The sequence below is a fragment of the Bradyrhizobium sp. genome, from assembly GCF_049581145.1.
Taxonomy (GTDB): Bacteria; Pseudomonadota; Alphaproteobacteria; order Rhizobiales; family Xanthobacteraceae; genus Bradyrhizobium.
Genome location: NZ_JBAURI010000188.1, coordinates 1 through 17148, shown reverse-complemented (window position 1 = coordinate 17148; position 17148 = coordinate 1). Strand labels below are relative to the sequence as shown.

The 17148-nt window shown below is 62.7% G+C and carries 17 protein-coding genes and 1 pseudogene; 10 read left to right on the top strand and 8 right to left on the bottom strand.

Annotated features, from left to right (window positions below; genetic code table 11):
• The 3 genes from WCB02_RS06285 to holA all read left to right on the top strand — a co-directional run.
• Nucleotides 1-419 (top strand): class I tRNA ligase family protein (locus WCB02_RS06285; RefSeq protein ID WP_423956973.1); only part of this gene is annotated, 419 nt, incomplete at its 5' end.
• Nucleotides 406-957 carry an LPS assembly lipoprotein LptE gene (gene lptE / locus WCB02_RS06280; protein ID WP_423956972.1) on the top strand — a complete coding sequence of 184 codons (552 nt, stop codon included), beginning with the start codon at nt 406-408 and terminating at the stop codon, nt 955-957. The genes WCB02_RS06285 and lptE, both read left to right, overlap by 14 nt.
• A gap of 2 nt (nt 958-959) precedes the next feature.
• The gene (gene holA / locus WCB02_RS06275) at nt 960-1988 is read left to right on the top strand and encodes a DNA polymerase III subunit delta (protein ID WP_423956971.1); all 1029 of its coding nucleotides are present in this window, start codon (nt 960-962) and stop codon (nt 1986-1988) included.
• Nucleotides 1989-2086: 98 nt separating this feature from the next.
• Here holA and WCB02_RS06270 read toward each other — a convergent pair whose 3' ends face one another.
• The 7 genes from WCB02_RS06270 to hemJ all read right to left on the bottom strand — a co-directional run bounded on the left by WCB02_RS06270 (nt 2087) and on the right by hemJ (nt 10396).
• Nucleotides 2087-2965: a ParB/RepB/Spo0J family partition protein gene (locus WCB02_RS06270; RefSeq protein ID WP_423956970.1), complete on the bottom strand. Its 879-nt coding sequence runs from the start codon at nt 2963-2965 to the stop codon at nt 2087-2089.
• Between the two features lie 153 nt (nt 2966-3118).
• Nucleotides 3119-3970, bottom strand: a complete 852-nt coding sequence (locus WCB02_RS06265) for a ParA family protein (protein ID WP_423956969.1) — start codon at nt 3968-3970, stop codon at nt 3119-3121.
• Complete coding sequence (gene rsmG, locus WCB02_RS06260) at nt 3967-4665, bottom strand: 16S rRNA (guanine(527)-N(7))-methyltransferase RsmG (protein ID WP_423956968.1); 699 nt, start codon at nt 4663-4665, stop codon at nt 3967-3969. Before rsmG ends, WCB02_RS06265 begins: the two co-directional genes overlap by 4 nt.
• An 84-nt stretch (nt 4666-4749) precedes the next feature.
• Nucleotides 4750-6633 (bottom strand): tRNA uridine-5-carboxymethylaminomethyl(34) synthesis enzyme MnmG, encoded by a 1884-nt coding sequence (gene mnmG, locus WCB02_RS06255; protein ID WP_423956967.1) that lies wholly within the window; start codon nt 6631-6633, stop codon nt 4750-4752.
• Nucleotides 6634-6843: 210 nt separating this feature from the next.
• Complete coding sequence (gene mnmE / locus WCB02_RS06250; RefSeq protein WP_423956966.1) at nt 6844-8181, bottom strand: tRNA uridine-5-carboxymethylaminomethyl(34) synthesis GTPase MnmE; 1338 nt, start codon at nt 8179-8181, stop codon at nt 6844-6846.
• A gap of 275 nt (nt 8182-8456) precedes the next feature.
• A complete protein-coding gene (rho, locus tag WCB02_RS06245) occupies nt 8457-9722 on the bottom strand; it encodes a transcription termination factor Rho (protein ID WP_423956965.1) in 1266 nt (421 codons plus the stop codon).
• A 251-nt stretch (nt 9723-9973) separates the two neighbouring features.
• The gene (gene hemJ, locus WCB02_RS06240) at nt 9974-10396 is read right to left on the bottom strand and encodes a protoporphyrinogen oxidase HemJ (RefSeq protein WP_423956964.1); all 423 of its coding nucleotides are present in this window, start codon (nt 10394-10396) and stop codon (nt 9974-9976) included.
• A gap of 472 nt (nt 10397-10868) precedes the next feature.
• On the opposite strand from hemJ, the gene WCB02_RS06235 reads away from it, so the two are divergent.
• The 4 genes from WCB02_RS06235 to dnaQ are packed head-to-tail and all read left to right on the top strand — an operon-like array spanning nt 10869 to nt 13762.
• Nucleotides 10869-11708, top strand: coding sequence for a pyruvate, water dikinase regulatory protein (locus WCB02_RS06235; RefSeq protein WP_423956963.1), 840 nt, complete (start codon nt 10869-10871; stop codon nt 11706-11708).
• A 55-nt stretch (nt 11709-11763) separates the two neighbouring features.
• Nucleotides 11764-12372, top strand: a complete 609-nt coding sequence (locus WCB02_RS06230; RefSeq protein WP_423956962.1) for a Maf family protein — start codon at nt 11764-11766, stop codon at nt 12370-12372.
• 60 nt (nt 12373-12432) lie between these two features.
• Nucleotides 12433-13035: a dephospho-CoA kinase gene (gene coaE / locus WCB02_RS06225; protein WP_423956961.1), complete on the top strand. Its 603-nt coding sequence runs from the start codon at nt 12433-12435 to the stop codon at nt 13033-13035.
• Nucleotides 13036-13063: 28 nt separating this feature from the next.
• Entirely contained in the window at nt 13064-13762 is a 699-nt protein-coding gene (gene dnaQ / locus WCB02_RS06220; RefSeq protein WP_423956960.1) for a DNA polymerase III subunit epsilon, read from the top strand.
• A gap of 33 nt (nt 13763-13795) precedes the next feature.
• Here the strand turns inward: dnaQ and secB are convergent, their stop codons facing one another.
• The gene (gene secB, locus WCB02_RS06215; RefSeq protein ID WP_423956959.1) at nt 13796-14287 is read right to left on the bottom strand and encodes a protein-export chaperone SecB; all 492 of its coding nucleotides are present in this window, start codon (nt 14285-14287) and stop codon (nt 13796-13798) included.
• Nucleotides 14288-14676: 389 nt separating this feature from the next.
• Here secB and WCB02_RS06210 point away from each other — a divergent pair, with 389 nt between their 5' ends.
• The 3 genes and pseudogenes from WCB02_RS06210 to WCB02_RS06200 all read left to right on the top strand — a co-directional run.
• A complete protein-coding gene (locus WCB02_RS06210; RefSeq protein ID WP_423956958.1) occupies nt 14677-15381 on the top strand; it encodes a Tim44/TimA family putative adaptor protein in 705 nt (234 codons plus the stop codon).
• Entirely contained in the window at nt 15359-16882 is a 1524-nt protein-coding gene (locus WCB02_RS06205; protein ID WP_423956957.1) for a murein transglycosylase A, read from the top strand. The genes WCB02_RS06210 and WCB02_RS06205 overlap by 23 nt, the downstream gene beginning before the upstream one ends.
• Nucleotides 16879-17148 (top strand): annotated as a pseudogene (locus tag WCB02_RS06200) (Smr/MutS family protein); the annotation flags it as partial. The gene WCB02_RS06205 and the pseudogene WCB02_RS06200, both read left to right, overlap by 4 nt.

Genomic DNA, 17148 nt, shown 5'->3' with positions numbered 1-17148 from the left:
GCCTCGCCCATATCCGCGAATTCGCCAATGCATTGGCCGAGGCGCTCGCGCGCGGAGATCGGCCAGCGGCCGACCTCGCCTGGGCGATCCGGGAGGCCGCGACCATCCTGGCCCATCTGTTCGCCCCGATGATGCCGCACCTCGCCGAAGAGTGCTGGCAGGTGCTGGCGCAGCCCGGCCTGATCTCGGAGGCGGCTTGGCCGCAAATCGAACGCGATTTGCTGGTTGAGGACACCGTGACGCTGGTCGTCCAGGTCAACGGCAAGAAGCGCGGCGATGTCACAGTGGCGAGAAACGCGCAGGACCCGGAAATTCAGGCTGCCGTTTTGGCGCTCGATGCAGTAAAACTTGCCTTGGGCGGCAAGGCCGTCCGCAAGGTGATCATCGTTCCAAAGAGGATCGTGAATGTCGTTGGCTAGGACCCGCATCGCCGCCCGGCTGATCGCCGTGCTCGCCCTGGCGGCGCTGACGGCCGGGTGCTTTCAGCCGATGTACGCCGAGCACGCCGATGGAACGCCCGGCCTGCGCGAGAAGCTGATGGGTGTGGACCTCCCGCCGGTCGACAAGCCCAACGCCTCGCCCGATGCCCGCCTCGGGGTGGAAATCCGCAACGCGCTGGCCTTCAAACTCTATGGCAATGCCACCGGCATGCCGCCGACCCACCGGTTGGTGCTGAAGTTTACGACCAGTCGTTCGGATTTGATGACCAATGCCGCCACCGGACTGCCGACCAGCGAGAATGTCGGCATCGACGCGCAGTACAACCTGATCGAGATAGCGACCAACAAATCGGTCATGACCGGCACCACCTTCTCGCGGGTGTCCTATGACATGCCGGGTTCCTACCAGCGCTTCGCACGGACCCGCGCCTTCCGCGATGCCGAGGATCGTGCCGCCCAGGAAATTGCCGACAACATCCAGACCCGGCTGGCATCGTTCTTCTCCACCGGCGCCTGATCTTGGTCGCGCTGCGCGGGCGAGAGATCGACGCGTTTCTGGCCCGGCCCGACCCGGGCCGCTCCATCATCCTGCTCTATGGCCCCGACGCCGGCCTGGTGCGCGAGCGCGCGAATGCTCTGCTTGCATCCGCGGTCGATGATCCCAACGATCCATTTTCGATGGTGAAACTCGACGGCGACGAGCTATCGGCCGAGCCGTCGCGGCTGGTCGACGAAGCGCTGACGGTGCCGCTGTTCGGCGGCCGCCGCGCCATTCGGGTCCGGGCCGGCACCCGCAATTTCGCAAGCGGCGTCGACACGCTCACCGAGATGCCGTTGAAGGATTGCCGCGTCGTGATCGAAGCCGGCGACCTCAGGCCGGAGTCGCCGCTGCGCAAGGCCTGCGAACGGGCGAAGACCGCGGTCGCGATCAGCTGCTATCCCGACGGCGAGCGCGACGTCGCCAGGCTGATCGACGACGAATTGCGGACAGCCAATCTGCGCATCGCGCCGGACGCCCGCGCCGCGCTGACGTCATTGCTCGGCGGCGACCGCCAGGCTTCGCGCAACGAGCTGCGCAAGTTGACCCTGTTCGCGCATGGCGAGGGTGAGGTGACGCTCGACCATGTCATGGCGGTCGTCGCGGATGCCTCCGAGCTGAAGATGGATCCGATCGTCGACGGTGCTTTTGCCGGCAGGCCGGAACTGGTCGAGAGCGAATTCGCCAAGGCCATGGTCGCCGGCACCTATCCGGGCATCATCATTTCGGCCGCCCAGCGGCACGCGGCGTGGCTGCACAAGTCGGCACTTGCGGTCGCCGATGGAATGCCGATCTCGAACCTGCTCGAGGGCGGATTTCCGCGGCTGCATTTCTCGCGCAAGCCGATGGCCGAAATCGCGCTGCGCAATTTCAGCCCGGCTCGGCTCGTGACCATCATCGAGCAACTCGCCGCGGCCGCTCTGGAGATGCGCAAGCACACCGCGCTCGCGGCCGTGATCGCGCAACGCGCGCTGCTGGCGATCGCCGTGAACGCGAGACGGCGAGGCTGAAGTCTGGCATTGGCCCCTGCCCTTCGTATGAGCTGGGGCGACACCGGCCGGCGAACTCCTGGGTCACGCCGGACGGACATCGCGCCTGCCCCATCGGCTCAGCCGCTCCGTGCCAGCCGGCGCATGACTTCGTCGAGCTGTTCCAGATTGCGATAACTGATCTGGACGCTGCCGCCCGGATCGCGGTGGTTGACGCTGACTGCGAGGCCGAGTGCGTCGCTGACGCGCTTCTCCAGCGCGACGGTGTCGGCATCCTTCGGCTTGCCGCCGCGCGCCTTCTGCGGCTTGCGGACCGGCACGCCCTCGACATGGGCGAGCTCCTCGGTCTGTCGCACGTTGAGGCCCTCCTCGACGATGCGTTTGGCCGCCGCCAGCGGATCCGGCACGCCGATCAGCGCCCGGGCGTGCCCCGCGGACAACTGGCCCTGTGCGATATAGGCCTGCACCTCGGCCGGCAGCCTGGTCAGCCGCATCATATTGGCGACATGGCTGCGGCTCTTGCCGACGATTTTTGCGATGTCGTCCTGGCTGTGTTTGAACTCGTCGGCCAGCGCATGATAGCCCTGCGACTCCTCCATCGCGTTGAGATCTTCGCGCTGCACGTTCTCGATGATCGCAAGCTCCAGCGCGTCGCTGTCGCTGACGTCGAGCGGGACGATCGGCACCTCGTGCAGGCCGGCGGCCTGCGAGGCGCGCCAGCGACGCTCGCCGGCGATGATCTCATAACGGTCCTGGGCGCCCTTGAGCGGGCGCACCACAATCGGCTGGATCACGCCGTGCTGCTTGATCGAATTGGCAAGCTCGCCGAGCTCGGCATCGGAGAAGGCGCGGCGCGGGTTGCGCGGGTTGGGTTTCAGAAATTCGATCGGCACCTTGCGCTGCGTGCGCGGCCGATCGACATGCGCGGCCTCGCCGCCGACATCGCCGATCAGGCTCGCGAGCCCACGGCCCAGTCGCGAACGCGTCTCTTCAGCCATCGCCAGCTCCCTTGGACTCAAATCGAGCGCTCCTGTTGGTTTCACCGTCGGCCGGGTGCGCCACGCGAACCCGGATCCGTCGATGACGGACTGTTTTGCAATCGCGGGGTTCCGAACCCGTCCGCCAACGCGGGCCATCCGGAATGACGGCTGTCAATTGGTGCGCAGCTCGCGCTCGCGCTGGATCACTTCCGTCGCCAGCTTCAGATAGGCTTCGCTGCCGACGCATTTGAGGTCATAGACCAGGACCGGCTTGCCGTAGGACGGCGCCTCTGAGATGCGCACGTTGCGCGGGATCATGGTGTTGTAGACCTTGCTGCCCATGAACTGCCGCACGTCAGCGACCACCTGGTTCGACAAATTGTTGCGCGAGTCGAACATGGTCAGCACGATGCCGTGGATCGAAAGGTTGGGATTGAGGGTGGTGCGCACCTGCTCCACCGTCTGCAGCAATTGCGACAGACCTTCGAGCGCGAAGAACTCGCACTGCAACGGCACCAGGATCGCATCCGACGCGGCCATCGCGTTGACGGTGAGCAGGTTGAGCGAGGGCGGGCAGTCGATCAGCACATAGGTGTAATCGGAGTCCGGCGAGACGTTGTTGTTCAGCCCGACGATCGCGTCACGCAGCCGGAAAGCACGGCCGGCCGTGGTCCCGAGTTCGAGTTCGAGGCCGGAGAGATCCATCGTTGACGACGCGATGTGCAGCCGCGGCACTGCGGTCGGCACCACGGCGTCGCGCAACGGCGCTTCGCCGATCAGGACATCATAGGTCGAGCAGCTTCGGTTGCGGCGATCGATGCCAAGGCCGGTCGACGCATTGCCCTGCGGATCGAGATCGACGATCAGCACGCGCTCGCCGATGGCGGCCAGCGCAGTCCCGAGATTGATCGCGGTGGTGGTCTTGCCGACGCCGCCCTTCTGGTTGGCGAGCGCCAGGATGCGCGGATGCCCCTCCGGATGTACGACGCTATCCTCTTGATAAGCCTGATCAATTACGGTCATGCGCGATCGCCATCGTTGCCCGCGGGTTGCTTCCATCGCTCGATCCGATCGAGTTCGACGATCCAGCCTTGTCCGCCCGTGCGGCTGGAGTGGAGATTCGGTTTAATATTCCAATATTTAGTGGCTTCGGTCAATTCCGACTCAACATCTTGGCCCTTGAGAAACAAAGCTTTTGCACCCTTCCTCACCAGCGGTTCCGCGAAGGCCACAAGCTGGTGTAACGGAGCCAATGCCCGGGCTGTGACGCAATCGACCGGACCGTCGTGGCTGTCCACAATATCTTCGATCGCCGACAAATGCACGACTCCTGGGGCGGCCGTGACGCGAATTGCTTCACGCAGGAAGGCCGCCTTCTTGGTGTTGCGCTCGACCAGGTGGACCGTGGCGCCCGGACTCCCGGCCAACGCGCAGGCCAGCACGATGCCGGGAAAGCCGGCGCCGCTGCCGAGATCGATCCAAACCTTTGCCGATGGAGCGAGCGCGAGGAGCTGCAGCGAATCGGCGACGTGTCGCGTCCAGAGCTGTGGCAACGTCGAGGGCGCAACCAGATTGGTCTTGGCCTGCCACTCTCCTAGCAGGTCGATGTAGCGATCGAGGCGCGCCTCTGTTTCATGTGAAACCGGCGTGATCGTGAGCGCAGCGGCTTTGTCGGCGGCCGGATCATCCGTGGGACGATCTGAACCGCCGCCGGTCATGGCGGTCCTTCCCTTCACGCTTTCGTGGCGGACGGATGATGACGAGGGTCGCCGCGGCGGACTCTGTTTCACGTGAAACGCCCCTCAGGCAGACGCCTTTGATTCCCGGCGGCGCGCTTCTCGCCTGAGATAAGCCGCCAGAATTCCGAGTGCCGCTGGGGTCATGCCGTCGATCCGACCCGCCTGCCCGACCGTCCACGGACGCCTGGCATCCAGCTTGCTGCGAATCTCATTCGAGAGCCCGGGCACGAGGCTATAATCGACGTCCCCCAACACCAGTCCCTCATCGCGACGGAACGCCTCGACGTCGGCAAGTTGACGCTTGAGATAGACGTCGTACTTTGCATCGATCTCGAGATGGACAGCGATGCCTGGGTCAATGACCGAGAGTTCGGGCCAGATGCCTCTGACTTCGCTCCAACCGATCTCAGGATAGGCCAGCAGTTCAAAGGCCGAGCGGCGCTGGCCGTCCTTGTTCAGGGCGAGCCCGTGGCGCGTCGCCTCGTTCGGTGTCAGGGTCAATGATTTCGCCAGCCTTCGCGCGGCATCGAGTGCAGCCATCTTGGTGCCGTGCCGTTGGCGTCGAGCTGCCCCGACGCAGCCGAGCGCGATGCCTTTGCTGGTCAGCCGCTGATCGGCATTGTCGGCCCGAAGCGTCAGGCGATATTCCGCCCGCGAGGTGAACATCCGATAGGGTTCGGTGATCCCCCGCGTCACCAGATCGTCGATCATCACGCCGAGATAACCCTCGGCGCGATCGAACACGATCGGCGCGGTACCGCTGGCGAGCAACGCGGCATTGAGCCCGGCAACCAGGCCTTGCGCCGCCGCTTCTTCGTAGCCGGTCGTGCCGTTGATCTGTCCTGCCAGAAACAGGCCCGCCAGCCGCCTGGTCTGCAGGGTCGGATCGAGCTCGCGGGGATCGACGTGATCATATTCGATGGCATAGCCCGGCCGGACCATCCGCGCCCGCCCCAGTCCGGGAATGGTCGCCAGGAGCGCGAGCTGGACCTCTTCCGGCAACGAGGTCGAGATACCGTTGGGATAGACCGTGGTGTCGTCGAGGCCCTCGGGCTCCAGAAAGATCTGGTGTCCATCGCGGTCGCCGAAGCGCACGATCTTGTCCTCGATCGAGGGACAGTAGCGCGGGCCGCTGCTCTTGATCTGCCCTGAATACATCGGCGAGCGATGCACATTGGCGCGGATCACCTCGTGCGTTCCCGGCGTGGTGCGGGTGATGCCGCACTGAATCTGCGGCGTGATGATCCGGTCCGTCATCACCGAAAAGGGCTCGGCCGGATTGTCCCCTGGCTGCATCTCAACGGCAGCCCAGTCGATCGTGGTGCCGTCCAATCGCGGCGGCGTACCGGTCTTCAGCCGTCCCAAGATAAAGCCGGCCCGCTCGAATGATTTTGACAGGCCCATCGCCGGAGCTTCACCGACCCGGCCAGCCGGCCAGTTGGTCTCACCGAGATGGATCAAGCCGCGCAGGAATGTCCCCGTGGTCACGACAACAGCACCGGAGGCGAGTTCTCTCCCGCCGGCGAAGCGAATACCGACGACACGACCGTCCCGAACGATCAAATCGTCGGCCTCGCCATCAACAACTTCGAGATTGGCGGTCTCCCGAAGCGCGGACTGCATCGCTGCGGCATACAGCTTTCGGTCAGCCTGGGCCCGAGGTCCACGCACCGCCGGTCCCTTGCGGCGATTGAGAACCCGAAACTGAATGCCGGCGGCATCAGCCACCCGGCCCATCAGCCCGTCCATGGCATCGACCTCGCGGACCAGATGACCTTTACCCAGGCCCCCGATCGCGGGGTTGCAGGACATCGCCCCAATGGTCGAGAAGCGATGCGTCACGAGGGCGGTCCGGGCGCCGAGACGCGCCGCGGCGCTCGCAGCCTCGCAGCCAGCGTGTCCACCGCCGATCACGATCACATCGAATGAGTTTTGTCCGCTGGCCATGCGGGCGTTTTACAGCGAGATCGCAAAGGCTGAAAGACGTTTCACGTGAAACAGGGCGGCCTTGGGTCGCCGGTAACCAGATGTTTCATATGGAACAGCTGCGGGAGCCCTGCCGCTCCGTTTCACGTGAAACAAAACCCTGCCGACGTCGGCCTGCTTCACCTGAAAGGATCATTAACCATAAAAGCATTTTTCCGGCCGGTAGAGGGGCTATTTCCCGATGCAGAAATCCCGAAAGATCACGTCAAGAATATCCTCGACATCCACCCGCCCAATGAGCCTGCCAAGTGAAAACGATGCTCGGCGCAAATCCTCCGCAGCCAGCTCCTCGCTGGTGCCAGCAATCTCGACACATCGTCGAAGCGCAGCCATGGTCTCCCCCAGAAGCTCTCGCTGCCTTTGGCGGCTGATCAAGCCGCCCTCGTCGCCGCCAAAATAGTCCCGCGCAAACGCAACCATCGCGGTGATCAGATCGGTGATCCCGTCGCCTCGCGCCGCGGAGATTCTGAACTCCCCGGCTGCCGATTGTTCCGAGTTGGCTCCCGGCCCGTTCGGATCTGCGAGGTCGATCTTGTTTCGGACCAGCCAGACCGGCGCATCGCCCTCATTCGAAATCGCCTGGCCGGCCGCGTCACTGATCCAGAGCACGAGGTCCGATTCTGCGGCTCGCGCTCGGGCGCGTCGAACACCTTCCTGCTCGACGGGATCGTCGGTTTGGCGAATGCCGGCGGTGTCGATCACGGTGACCGGATAGCCATCGAGATCGAGCGACACCTCAATGATATCTCGCGTGGTGCCGGCATGTGGCGAGACGATTGCGACCTCGCGGCGCGCGAGCTGATTCATCAGGGTCGATTTGCCGACATTCGGGGGCCCCGCGATCGCAACGACAAGGCCCTCGCGCAGACGTTCGCTGCGCTGCTCAGCCGCGAGCACATGCTCGATCTCTGACAACAGCCGCCTGATCCCGGCGAGCGCCGGCGCCAGCAGCTCGGCCGGGACATCACCTTCATCCGCAAAATCGAAACCCGCTTCGAACAGCGCCGACGCCTCGATGATCTGTGCACGCCAGCTTCGCGCGCGATCGCCGAGCAGACCCTTCAGCTGCCGCAACGCCTTGCGGCGCTGCCGATCGGTGTCGGCGTGAACGAGATCGTCGAGGCCCTCGGCTTCGGTCAGGTCGAGCTTGCCATTCTCGAAAGCCCGGCGGGTAAATTCTCCTGGCTCCGCGGCCCTCACGTCTTCAATCGCCGACAGCGCCGCAAACAATGACGCGAGCACCGCGCGTCCCCCATGGACATGAAACTCGGCGACGTCTTCCCCGGTCGCACTGGCCGGGCCCGAAAACCAAAGCACCACCGCGTCGTCGATCGGCTCACGCTCGTCGTCTCGGAGCAGCACGCGCGTCGCCCTCCGTGGTTGCGGAATCTTTCCGGCCAGTCGTCTCAGCGTCTGAGCTGCCTGCGAACCCGACACGCGCACGATCGCAATCGCGCTCGGCGGCCGGCCTGACGACAAGGCAAAAATGGTTTGGTCCTTCGAATGCATTGCCTATTTGTGCTCTCGTGTCGGGGAAGGCAACGCGATTTGCGCCGGCTCTACGCGCTCGGGAATCCACCACGAGATCGGACACGATCATTGCTGCGGAGATCGGCGCGCAAAGCGACCGGTCCGACCAATTCAAATGCTCCGCGGCAATTTCGATTTTGCAAAATCGCATTGCGCTTCAGCCGGAATACTCGACCAAGGCTCCTGCAAAGAGACCCACGAAAAAGGGCGCCTGCTTGCGAAGGCGCCCTTCCAAAACCGACCGATCGATCGGCTCAGGTGTTCATCGACTCGAAGAACTCGGAGTTGTTCTTGGTATTCCGCAGTTTGTCGAGCAGGAAGTCGATCGCGTCCATGGTGCCCATCGGATTGAGGATCCGGCGCAGCACATACATCTTCTTCAAGAGCTGCGGGTCGGTGATCAGCTCTTCCTTGCGGGTGCCCGAGCGCGAGATATCGATCGCCGGGAACGTGCGCTTGTCGGAAACCTTGCGATCCAGAATCAGTTCGGAATTGCCGGTGCCCTTGAACTCTTCGAAGATCACCTCGTCCATGCGGCTGCCGGTATCGACCAGCGCAGTCGCAATGATCGTGAGCGAGCCGCCCTCTTCGATGTTGCGCGCGGCACCAAAGAAGCGCTTCGGCCGCTGCAGCGCGTTGGCGTCGACGCCGCCGGTCAAGACCTTGCCGGATGACGGCACCACCGTGTTGTAGGCGCGGCCGAGCCGCGTGATCGAGTCCAAAAGGATCACGACATCACGGCCGTGCTCGACCAGGCGTTTTGCCTTTTCGATCACCATCTCGGCGACCTGAACGTGCCGCACCGCGGGCTCATCGAAAGTCGAGGAGACCACCTCGCCCTTCACCGAGCGCTGCATGTCGGTGACTTCCTCCGGCCGCTCATCGATCAACAGCACGATCAGATAGCACTCGGGATGATTGGCCGTGATCGAGTGCGCGATGTTCTGCATCAGCACGGTCTTGCCGGTGCGCGGCGGCGCCACGATCAGCGCGCGCTGACCCTTGCCGATCGGAGCGACGATATCGATGACGCGTGCGGAGAGATCCTTTCGGGTCGGGTCTTCCAGCTCGAGACGGAAGCGCTGATCCGGAAACAACGGAGTGAGATTGTCGAAATTGACCTTGTGCTTGGACTTTTCAGGATCTTCGAAATTCAGCGTGTTGACCTTGAGCAGCGCGAAATAGCGCTCACCCTCCTTCGGACTGCGGATGTGGCCTTCGATGGTGTCGCCGGTGCGAAGTCCGAAGCGACGGATCTGGGATGGCGAGACATAGATGTCGTCGGGGCCGGGCAGATAGTTGGCATCCGGCGAACGCAGAAAGCCGAAGCCGTCGGATAGAACTTCGACGACGCCCTCGCCGATGATGTCGGTTTCCGCGATTGCAAGCTGCTTGAGAATGGCGAACATCAGCTCCTGCTTGCGCATGGTGCTGGCGTTTTCGACCCCGTTTTCTTCCGCGAACGAGACGAGCTCGGCCGGTGTTTTGGACTTGAGGTCTTGGAGTTTGATTTCCCGCATTGGGGTGGTCCTGTGGAGAATTTTAAGGGCGGGGCTGCGAGGTGGCTTTGACGAAAAGCGGACGCGTAAAAAGGAAGGTCCGCAGGTCTGAGCAAGGAAAGCGCCGGAGAGGCATCAAACCTGATGTGGCGGCCGGTCTAGACCGGAACGCAACCACATCCGCCTGCGTTGGGTGGGATTTCGCTACTATAGAAAATCGTCGGGCGTTCTGCAAGAAGCAGAGCTAGGCGAAGTCAAACCGGGCCTGCCAATCAAAACGGCTTCACGACCACCAGAATCACGATCCCGATCATCAGGACAGTCGGTACTTCGTTGAAAATGCGATAGAATTTGTTAGTTCGCTGATTTTGATCGGCGCCGAAGTCCTTGACGCAGCGGGCAAAAAATCCGTGAACGCCGGACAAAAGAATGACCAGCAGCAATTTCCCGTGCAGCCACGCGGCCGAAAAAAACTGCCCAGACCACGCGAGATAGAGTCCAGCCAGCCAACTTACGATCATTGCGGGATTGATGATTGCCCGCAACAGCCGCCGTTCCATCACTTTGAACGTCTCGGACTGTTTCGAGCCGATTTCGGCTTCGCAGTGATAGACGAACAATCGCGGCAGATAGAGCATGCCGGCCATCCAGGAGATGATGGCAATCACATGCAACGCCTTGATCCATTCATACATCAAAGCTGTCCTGCATCGAAGCCATCCTGCTGCCGTCCCGTCGATTCGCTTTGTCAGTGACAAACGGCACTTGCCAGCAACGCATGATCGACCCGACCGGAGACATAGCTGCTCGGCTGCTCTCTTCCAAACTAAATAAGTTTAGAATCTTAAGGTTTGAGTCTAGGTGGCGGTGAATTGGACTCACGCAAAACCATCCAGCCGTTGCGCCTGGCTTGTTCACAATTTTCCACATTTTCGCAGGCGGCCGAGACCGGAGGAAGAATGCCACCGACTTGAGAGGCTTGGCCGGGATCATGGGCCGCTTATCCAGAGACAAGCCCACACAATCCCACTATCATGGGCGAGATGCAGCGGACTTATCCTTTCGCGGGGCATGTGAAGAAGAATCGCGGTTATCCCCGCCCCGCCGGACAGCGGCCGATTCTTTGCCCGACGTCCACAGTGATTCACAGGACAAACAGGCGGTCAGGTGCCCACCAGCAGTAACTATTTTCACCTTCATCTGGTTTCCGATTCGACCGGAGAGACCCTGATCACGGTGGCGCGCGCGGTCGCCGCGCAATACGCCAATGTGACACCGGTGGAGCATGTCTATCCGCTGGTGCGCAGCCAGAAGCAGCTCGACCGGGTGCTGGATGAAATCGAAGAAGCGCCGGGCATCGTGCTGTTCACCTTGCTCGAGAGGGATCTGGTCATGCGGCTGGAGGGCAAGTGCAAGGAGATCAACGTCCCGAGCCTGTCGATCATCGGTCCGGTGATGCAGTTGTTCGAAGCCTATCTCGGGGCGGCCACGACCGGACGGGTCGGCGCGCAGCACGTACTGAATGCCGAATATTTCAAGCGCATCGACGCGCTGAACTATACGATGATGCATGACGACGGCCAGCACGTCGAAGGCCTCGAGGATGCCGATGTGGTCCTGGTCGGCGTATCCCGCACGTCCAAGACGCCGACCTCGATCTATCTCGCCAACCGCGGCATTCGCACCGCGAATGTTCCGCTGGTGCCGGGCATCCCGCTTCCGCACCAGGTGGAGAATTTGAAAAAGCCGCTGGTGGTGAGCCTGCATGCCACACCCGAGCGGCTGATCCAGGTTCGGCAGAACCGGTTGTTGAGCATGGGAGCGGGTCCCAGCAACGAGGATTACATCGATAGGCAGACGGTGGCCGACGAGGTCGCCTATGCGCGGCGGCTCAGCGCGAAATACAGTTGGGCGCAGCTTGACGTGACGCGGCGGTCGATCGAAGAGACCGCGGCTGCCATCCTGAAACTCTATGCCGACCGGCAACGGCAACGGTTTTCGGAATGATGCTCGTCGCGACTGCCCTTCCTGAAACGACACTCGTCGAAATGATGCTTGGCCAATGAGCTTGTGGCGCGGATTGCACCCTTTGATTTTGGCGTCGCAAAGCCGGACGCGGCTGACGTTGCTGACCAGTGCCGGCATCGACGTCGAGGTCATACCCGCCGATATCGACGAGCGGGCGCTTCAGCAAGCCTCCAACCTCTCGGCGCCCGGCGAGATCGCCGTAGTGCTGGCGCGCGAAAAGGCGCTCTTTGTGTCCTTGAAAAAAGCCGGACATTATGTCGTCGGTGCCGACCAGACGCTCGCGCTTGGCGATCGGCTCTTCAATAAGCCGGCCGACCGGTCGCAGGCGCTGGCTCAGTTGAAGGCCCTTGCTGGCCACACCCACGACCTCTATTCCGCCGTTGCGGTTGCGCTTGACGGCAAGATCGTGTTCGAGCGCACGGCCATGGCAAGCCTGACGATGCGGCCGATGGCGGAAGCGGATATCGCCGCCTATCTGGACGCCGCGGGCGACGTCGTGATGTCAAGCGTCGGAAGCTACCAGCTGGAAAGATTCGGGGTGCATCTGTTCGAGCGGATCGAGGGCGATCACTTTACCATCCTTGGTCTGCCGCTGTTGCCTTTGCTCGGATTTCTACGCAGCCAGTTTCTGCTGGCGATATGAGACCGTCGATATGAAAGGTCGGCGAAAGATCGCAAGAAGTCGCTTGAAGAGATCGTCTGGATGCTGATCCTGGGATTGACCGGCTCGATCGGAATGGGGAAGTCGACCACCGCAAAGCTATTCGTGGAGGCTGGTGTTCCCGTCTATGACGCCGATGCCACGGTGCACAGAATCTATCAGGGTGAAGCGGTGCCGGCCATCGAGGCCGCTTTTCCCGGCAGCACGGTGGACGGCAAGGTCGATCGCACCAGGCTTTCGGCCAAGGTGGTTCATGATCCCGCGGCAATGAGAAAACTCGAAACGATCGTCCATCCGATGCTGCGCGCCTATCACCAGAAATTCCTGGACGATGCGGAGCGGTCCGGCGCGCCGATCGCCGTGGTTGACGTGCCCCTGTTATATGAGACCGGCGGCGAGAAGCGAGTCGACGCAGTGGTGGTGGTGACGACCTCGCCGAAGATCCAGCGCGAGCGGATCCTCGCGCGCGACAATATGACGGCTGAAAAGCTCGACGCCATCCTGGCGCGACAACTGCCCGATGCCGAAAAACGCCGGCGCGCCGATTTCGTGGTGGATACCTCGCACGGGCTTGATCCGGTGCGGGCGCGCATCCGCGACATTCTGGATCAGGCTGCTAAGATGCCGGCACGGCGGCAAGCCTGATTCGCCAGCCGTCGATGGGCTCATTCTGATGCGCGAAATTGTTCTCGATACCGAGACCACTGGTCTTGATCCGCTGCGCGGCGATCGGCTGGTCGAGATCGGCTGCGTCGAGATCTTCAATCGCATGCCCACCGGTCAGATCTTCCATTGCCATATCAATCCCGAACGCGACATGCCGGCGGAAGCCTTCGCCGTGCATGGTTTGTCCAGCGAGTTTCTCGCCACCAAGCCGTTGTTCGCCGAGGTGGTTGAAGAGTTTCTCGCCTTCATCGCGGATGCACCGCTGGTGATCCATAACGCGTCCTTCGATATCAGCTTCATCAATGCCGAGCTCGACCGCATCAAGCGGCCGGTGATTGCCCGCGAGCGGTTGGTCGACACCCTGTTGCTGGCGCGACGCAAGCATCCTGGCGTATCGAACCGGCTCGACGATCTCTGCTCGCGCTACGCAATCGACAATTCCCGCCGCACCAAGCACGGCGCGCTGCTCGACGCCGAGCTCCTGGCCGAGGTCTATATCGACCTGATCGGCGCCCGGCAGTCGCAACTCATCCTGGCGTCGGCGAGCAGCGAAATCCGCATTGGCAGTTCGGGCGATATGCCGCGGAGACAGCGCGAGGTGCCGCTTGCCCCGAGGATCACGGACGCCGATCGCGAGGCGCACCGCGCCTTCATCGCGACCTTGAGCGACAAGCCGATCTGGAACGAGTTTTTCGGCGCGGCCTGAGCGGCCACACCCGATCATCCTCAACGCAATTAGTTAGCTCAGCTTGACTTGCGGCGCCTGGCCTGCCGCGGCTTGCCGTTCCATGTTCTGCCGATACAGGCCGACGAAGTCGACGGGGTCCAGCATCAGCGGCGGAAATCCCCCATCGCGCACCGCGGTCGCGATGATTTCTCGGGCGAACGGGAACAGCAGCCGGGGACATTCGATCATGATTAACGGATGCAGGTTTTCCTGCGGCACGTTCACGATGCGGAAAACGCCGGCATAGGCGAGTTCGAAGCTGAATATCAGCTTACCGGTACTTTCAGCCTTGCCCTCGACCGAGAGCGTGACCTCGAACTCGTTTTCGGCGAGATTATTGGCGCCGACATTGATCTGGATGTTGATCTGGGGCGGTTGGGCCTGCGGCGCCAGGGACTGCGGCGCATTCGGATTCTCGAACGACAGATCCTTGGTGTATTGCGCCAGCACGTTGAGTTGCGGAGGAGCGCCCGCCTCGGGAGGAGCACCGTTGCCGTTGGTCATGAAAGTCTCTCCTGCCGGTAAAAAGGTCAATTGACGGGCGAGTGGCTATCATAGCCCCGCCTTGTTCCACAAGGACGACCATGGTGTTTCGGGCATCCGAGGCCTGTCGCGCTGTGCCTTCAACTATTTTCGGAGACCGCGGAGAGGCAGCGCACGGCCGGTAAGACTATCTTAAATGTTTGAAGGCACGTGATTTCCCGTCCAGAGCGGGTTTCCCCTTTAATCCAAAACGCGCTAGACTTGGCTGTGCCGAAAAGCGCCATTGGCCGGGCAAGATTTCGTGCCTACATCTGCGGACGACAATCGATGATGTAGGCTCCTGCCGTCCCTCCGAGGGAACTCTCTTCCGCCAGGCCTGTTGCCGGCAGAGACCAGAAAGCGAAAACGACGTGGATATTTACACCATCATCTTCCTGGCGTTGGCCGTGTTCATTTTCATACGCCTGCGCAGCGTGCTGGGACAGCGCACCGGCAGCGAACGGCCGCCATTCGACCGCACCCCGCGCCCCGTCCAGGGGGCGCCCGACTCCGGCATCGTTCCGATGCCCGGCAAGGTGATCGATCAACCGCCGCCGCTGGCCCCGACCGCCGAGGTCGCACCGCCGACCGATCGCTGGAAGGATCTCGCAGCGCCGGGCACGCCGCTCGCGCTCGGCCTGGATGCCATCGCGGCGCAGGATTCCTCCTTTGATCCCCGGCACTTCCTGTCCGGCGCGCGTAGCGCCTATGAGATGATCGTTCTGGCCTTCGCCAATGGCGACCGCCGCGCGTTGCGTGACCTGTTGTCGTCCGATGTCTACGAGAGTTTCGAGGCGGTCATCAAGGATCGCGAGAAGCACGAGCAGAAGACCGAAACGCGCTTCGTCTCGATCGACAAGTCCGAGCTGATCAGCGCCGAGACGCGCGAACGCGCGGCGCAGATCACCGTTCGCTTCGTGTCGCAGATGATCTCGGTCACCCGCGACAAGGCCGGCACGATCGTCGATGGCAATCCGGACAAGGTCGCCGATATCACGGACGTCTGGACCTTCGCCCGCGACACCTCCTCACGTGATCCGAACTGGAAGTTGGTTGGCACGGGAAGCGTTCACTGATGTCACGCGTCTGAAGCGATGCATCGCAGTGCTGTGTGTCGCTGCGGTCGCGCAGTTGCTTGCGCCGTTTGTCGTGCTGGCGGCGCATTTTTCCCATCGCCATTCATCGGCCTCCCATCTTGCCCCTCAGCGCCCACTTCCCTATCCCAATCTGCCGCTGCCGCTGGAGATCGACGACAGCCAGTATATCCCGCTCGCCTGGGCCGACGTTCCAGGCTGGGCGGATGACGACCAGCTTGCCGCGTACCGAACCTTTCGCGCGAGCTGCCGCCCGATCGTGGCGCAACACGACCCTGCTCCGGAGGCCAAGGCGCTGGGAACGTCGTTGCGCGATCCCTGCCGGGCGGCACGGGCGAGTGACATTTCCGATGGCGTCAAGGCGCGCGCCTTCTTCGAGCAGAACTTCGCGCCCCTGAAGATCTCGCGGCTCGGCGAGGACGACGGCTTTGTCACCGGCTATTACGAGCCTGTGCTCGAGGGATCGCGGACGCAGACAGACGTCTATAATGTTCCGGTCTATCGCCGTCCGTCGAATCTGTTTGTCCGCGGCTTCAAGCAGGATGCCCCCAGTCTGCCGAACAAGGGAGCGGTCTATCGCAAGATCGGCCGCCGCAAGCTCGTGCCCTATTACGACCGCGCCGAGATCGAGGACGGCGCGATCGCCGGGCGCGGCCTGGAAATCTGCTGGCTCAAGGACCCGACCGATCTGCTGTTCGCGCAAATCCAGGGCTCGGCCCGAATCCATCTGCCGGATGGTTCGACCATCCGGATCAATTACGACGCCCATAACGGCTACCCCTACACGGCGGTCGGCCGGGTACTGATCGATCGCGGCATCATCCCGAAAGAGGAGATGTCGATGCAGAAGATCAGGGATTGGATGGAACAGAATCCCGATGGCGCCAAGGAGGTGCGGCGGCAGAACAGGGCCTATGTGTTCTTCCGCGAGGTCCAGCTTTCCGACAAGGACGAGGCCATCGGCGCGCAGGGCGTGCCGCTGACACCAGGCCGTTCGATCGCCGTCGACAAGTCGCTGCATGTCTATGGCACGCCGTTCTTCATCGAGGGCGTGCTGCCGATCGACTCGGCGCAGGCGAAGACGCCGTTTCACCGGCTCATGATCGCCCAGGATACCGGCTCGGCGATTACCGGCCCTGCACGCGCGGACCTTTATTTTGGCGCCGGCGCGGACGCCGGAAAGGTGTCGGGCCGGCTCAGGCACGCCATGCATTTCGTCATGCTGGTGCCGAAGACCCTTGATCCGGTCGAGCGCGGTCGCAAGCTGCCGGTGCCAGACCCGCGGCCTTCGGAAAAGATTGCAAGACTGTTTCCGCAGGCCGATCCGGTGAAGGATCAGGCCGAAGCTCCGGCGCCAGCTTCTGCGGTGGCGCAAAACACGACGGCTATGGCGACTGCCGCGGTGGTTCCGTTGCCTGCGGCGCGGCCCAAGGTCGACCGCGACGGGCACCGCCCGCACAGGCGTTATCGCAGCCGTCGATGAAACGCCCGTCGTCCGATCGGCCGGAATTGGTGGCGATGCCGAACCACCCGCGCCATTTGAACGAAGATGAACGTGCGCTGTGGGACCACGTCGCCCGGCAGGTGAAGCCGCTGCGAAAAAAGCCGCGCACGGCCAAGGTTCATGCCGCGACTGTTGCTCCTGAACGGCCGGTCGCCGCGAAACCGGGCGTCCCGCCAAAACCGGTCGTCTCGGTCCAGCCGCCAAAACCGGGCACGTCTGCCGCGCCGCCGTTGGCGCCGCTCGGC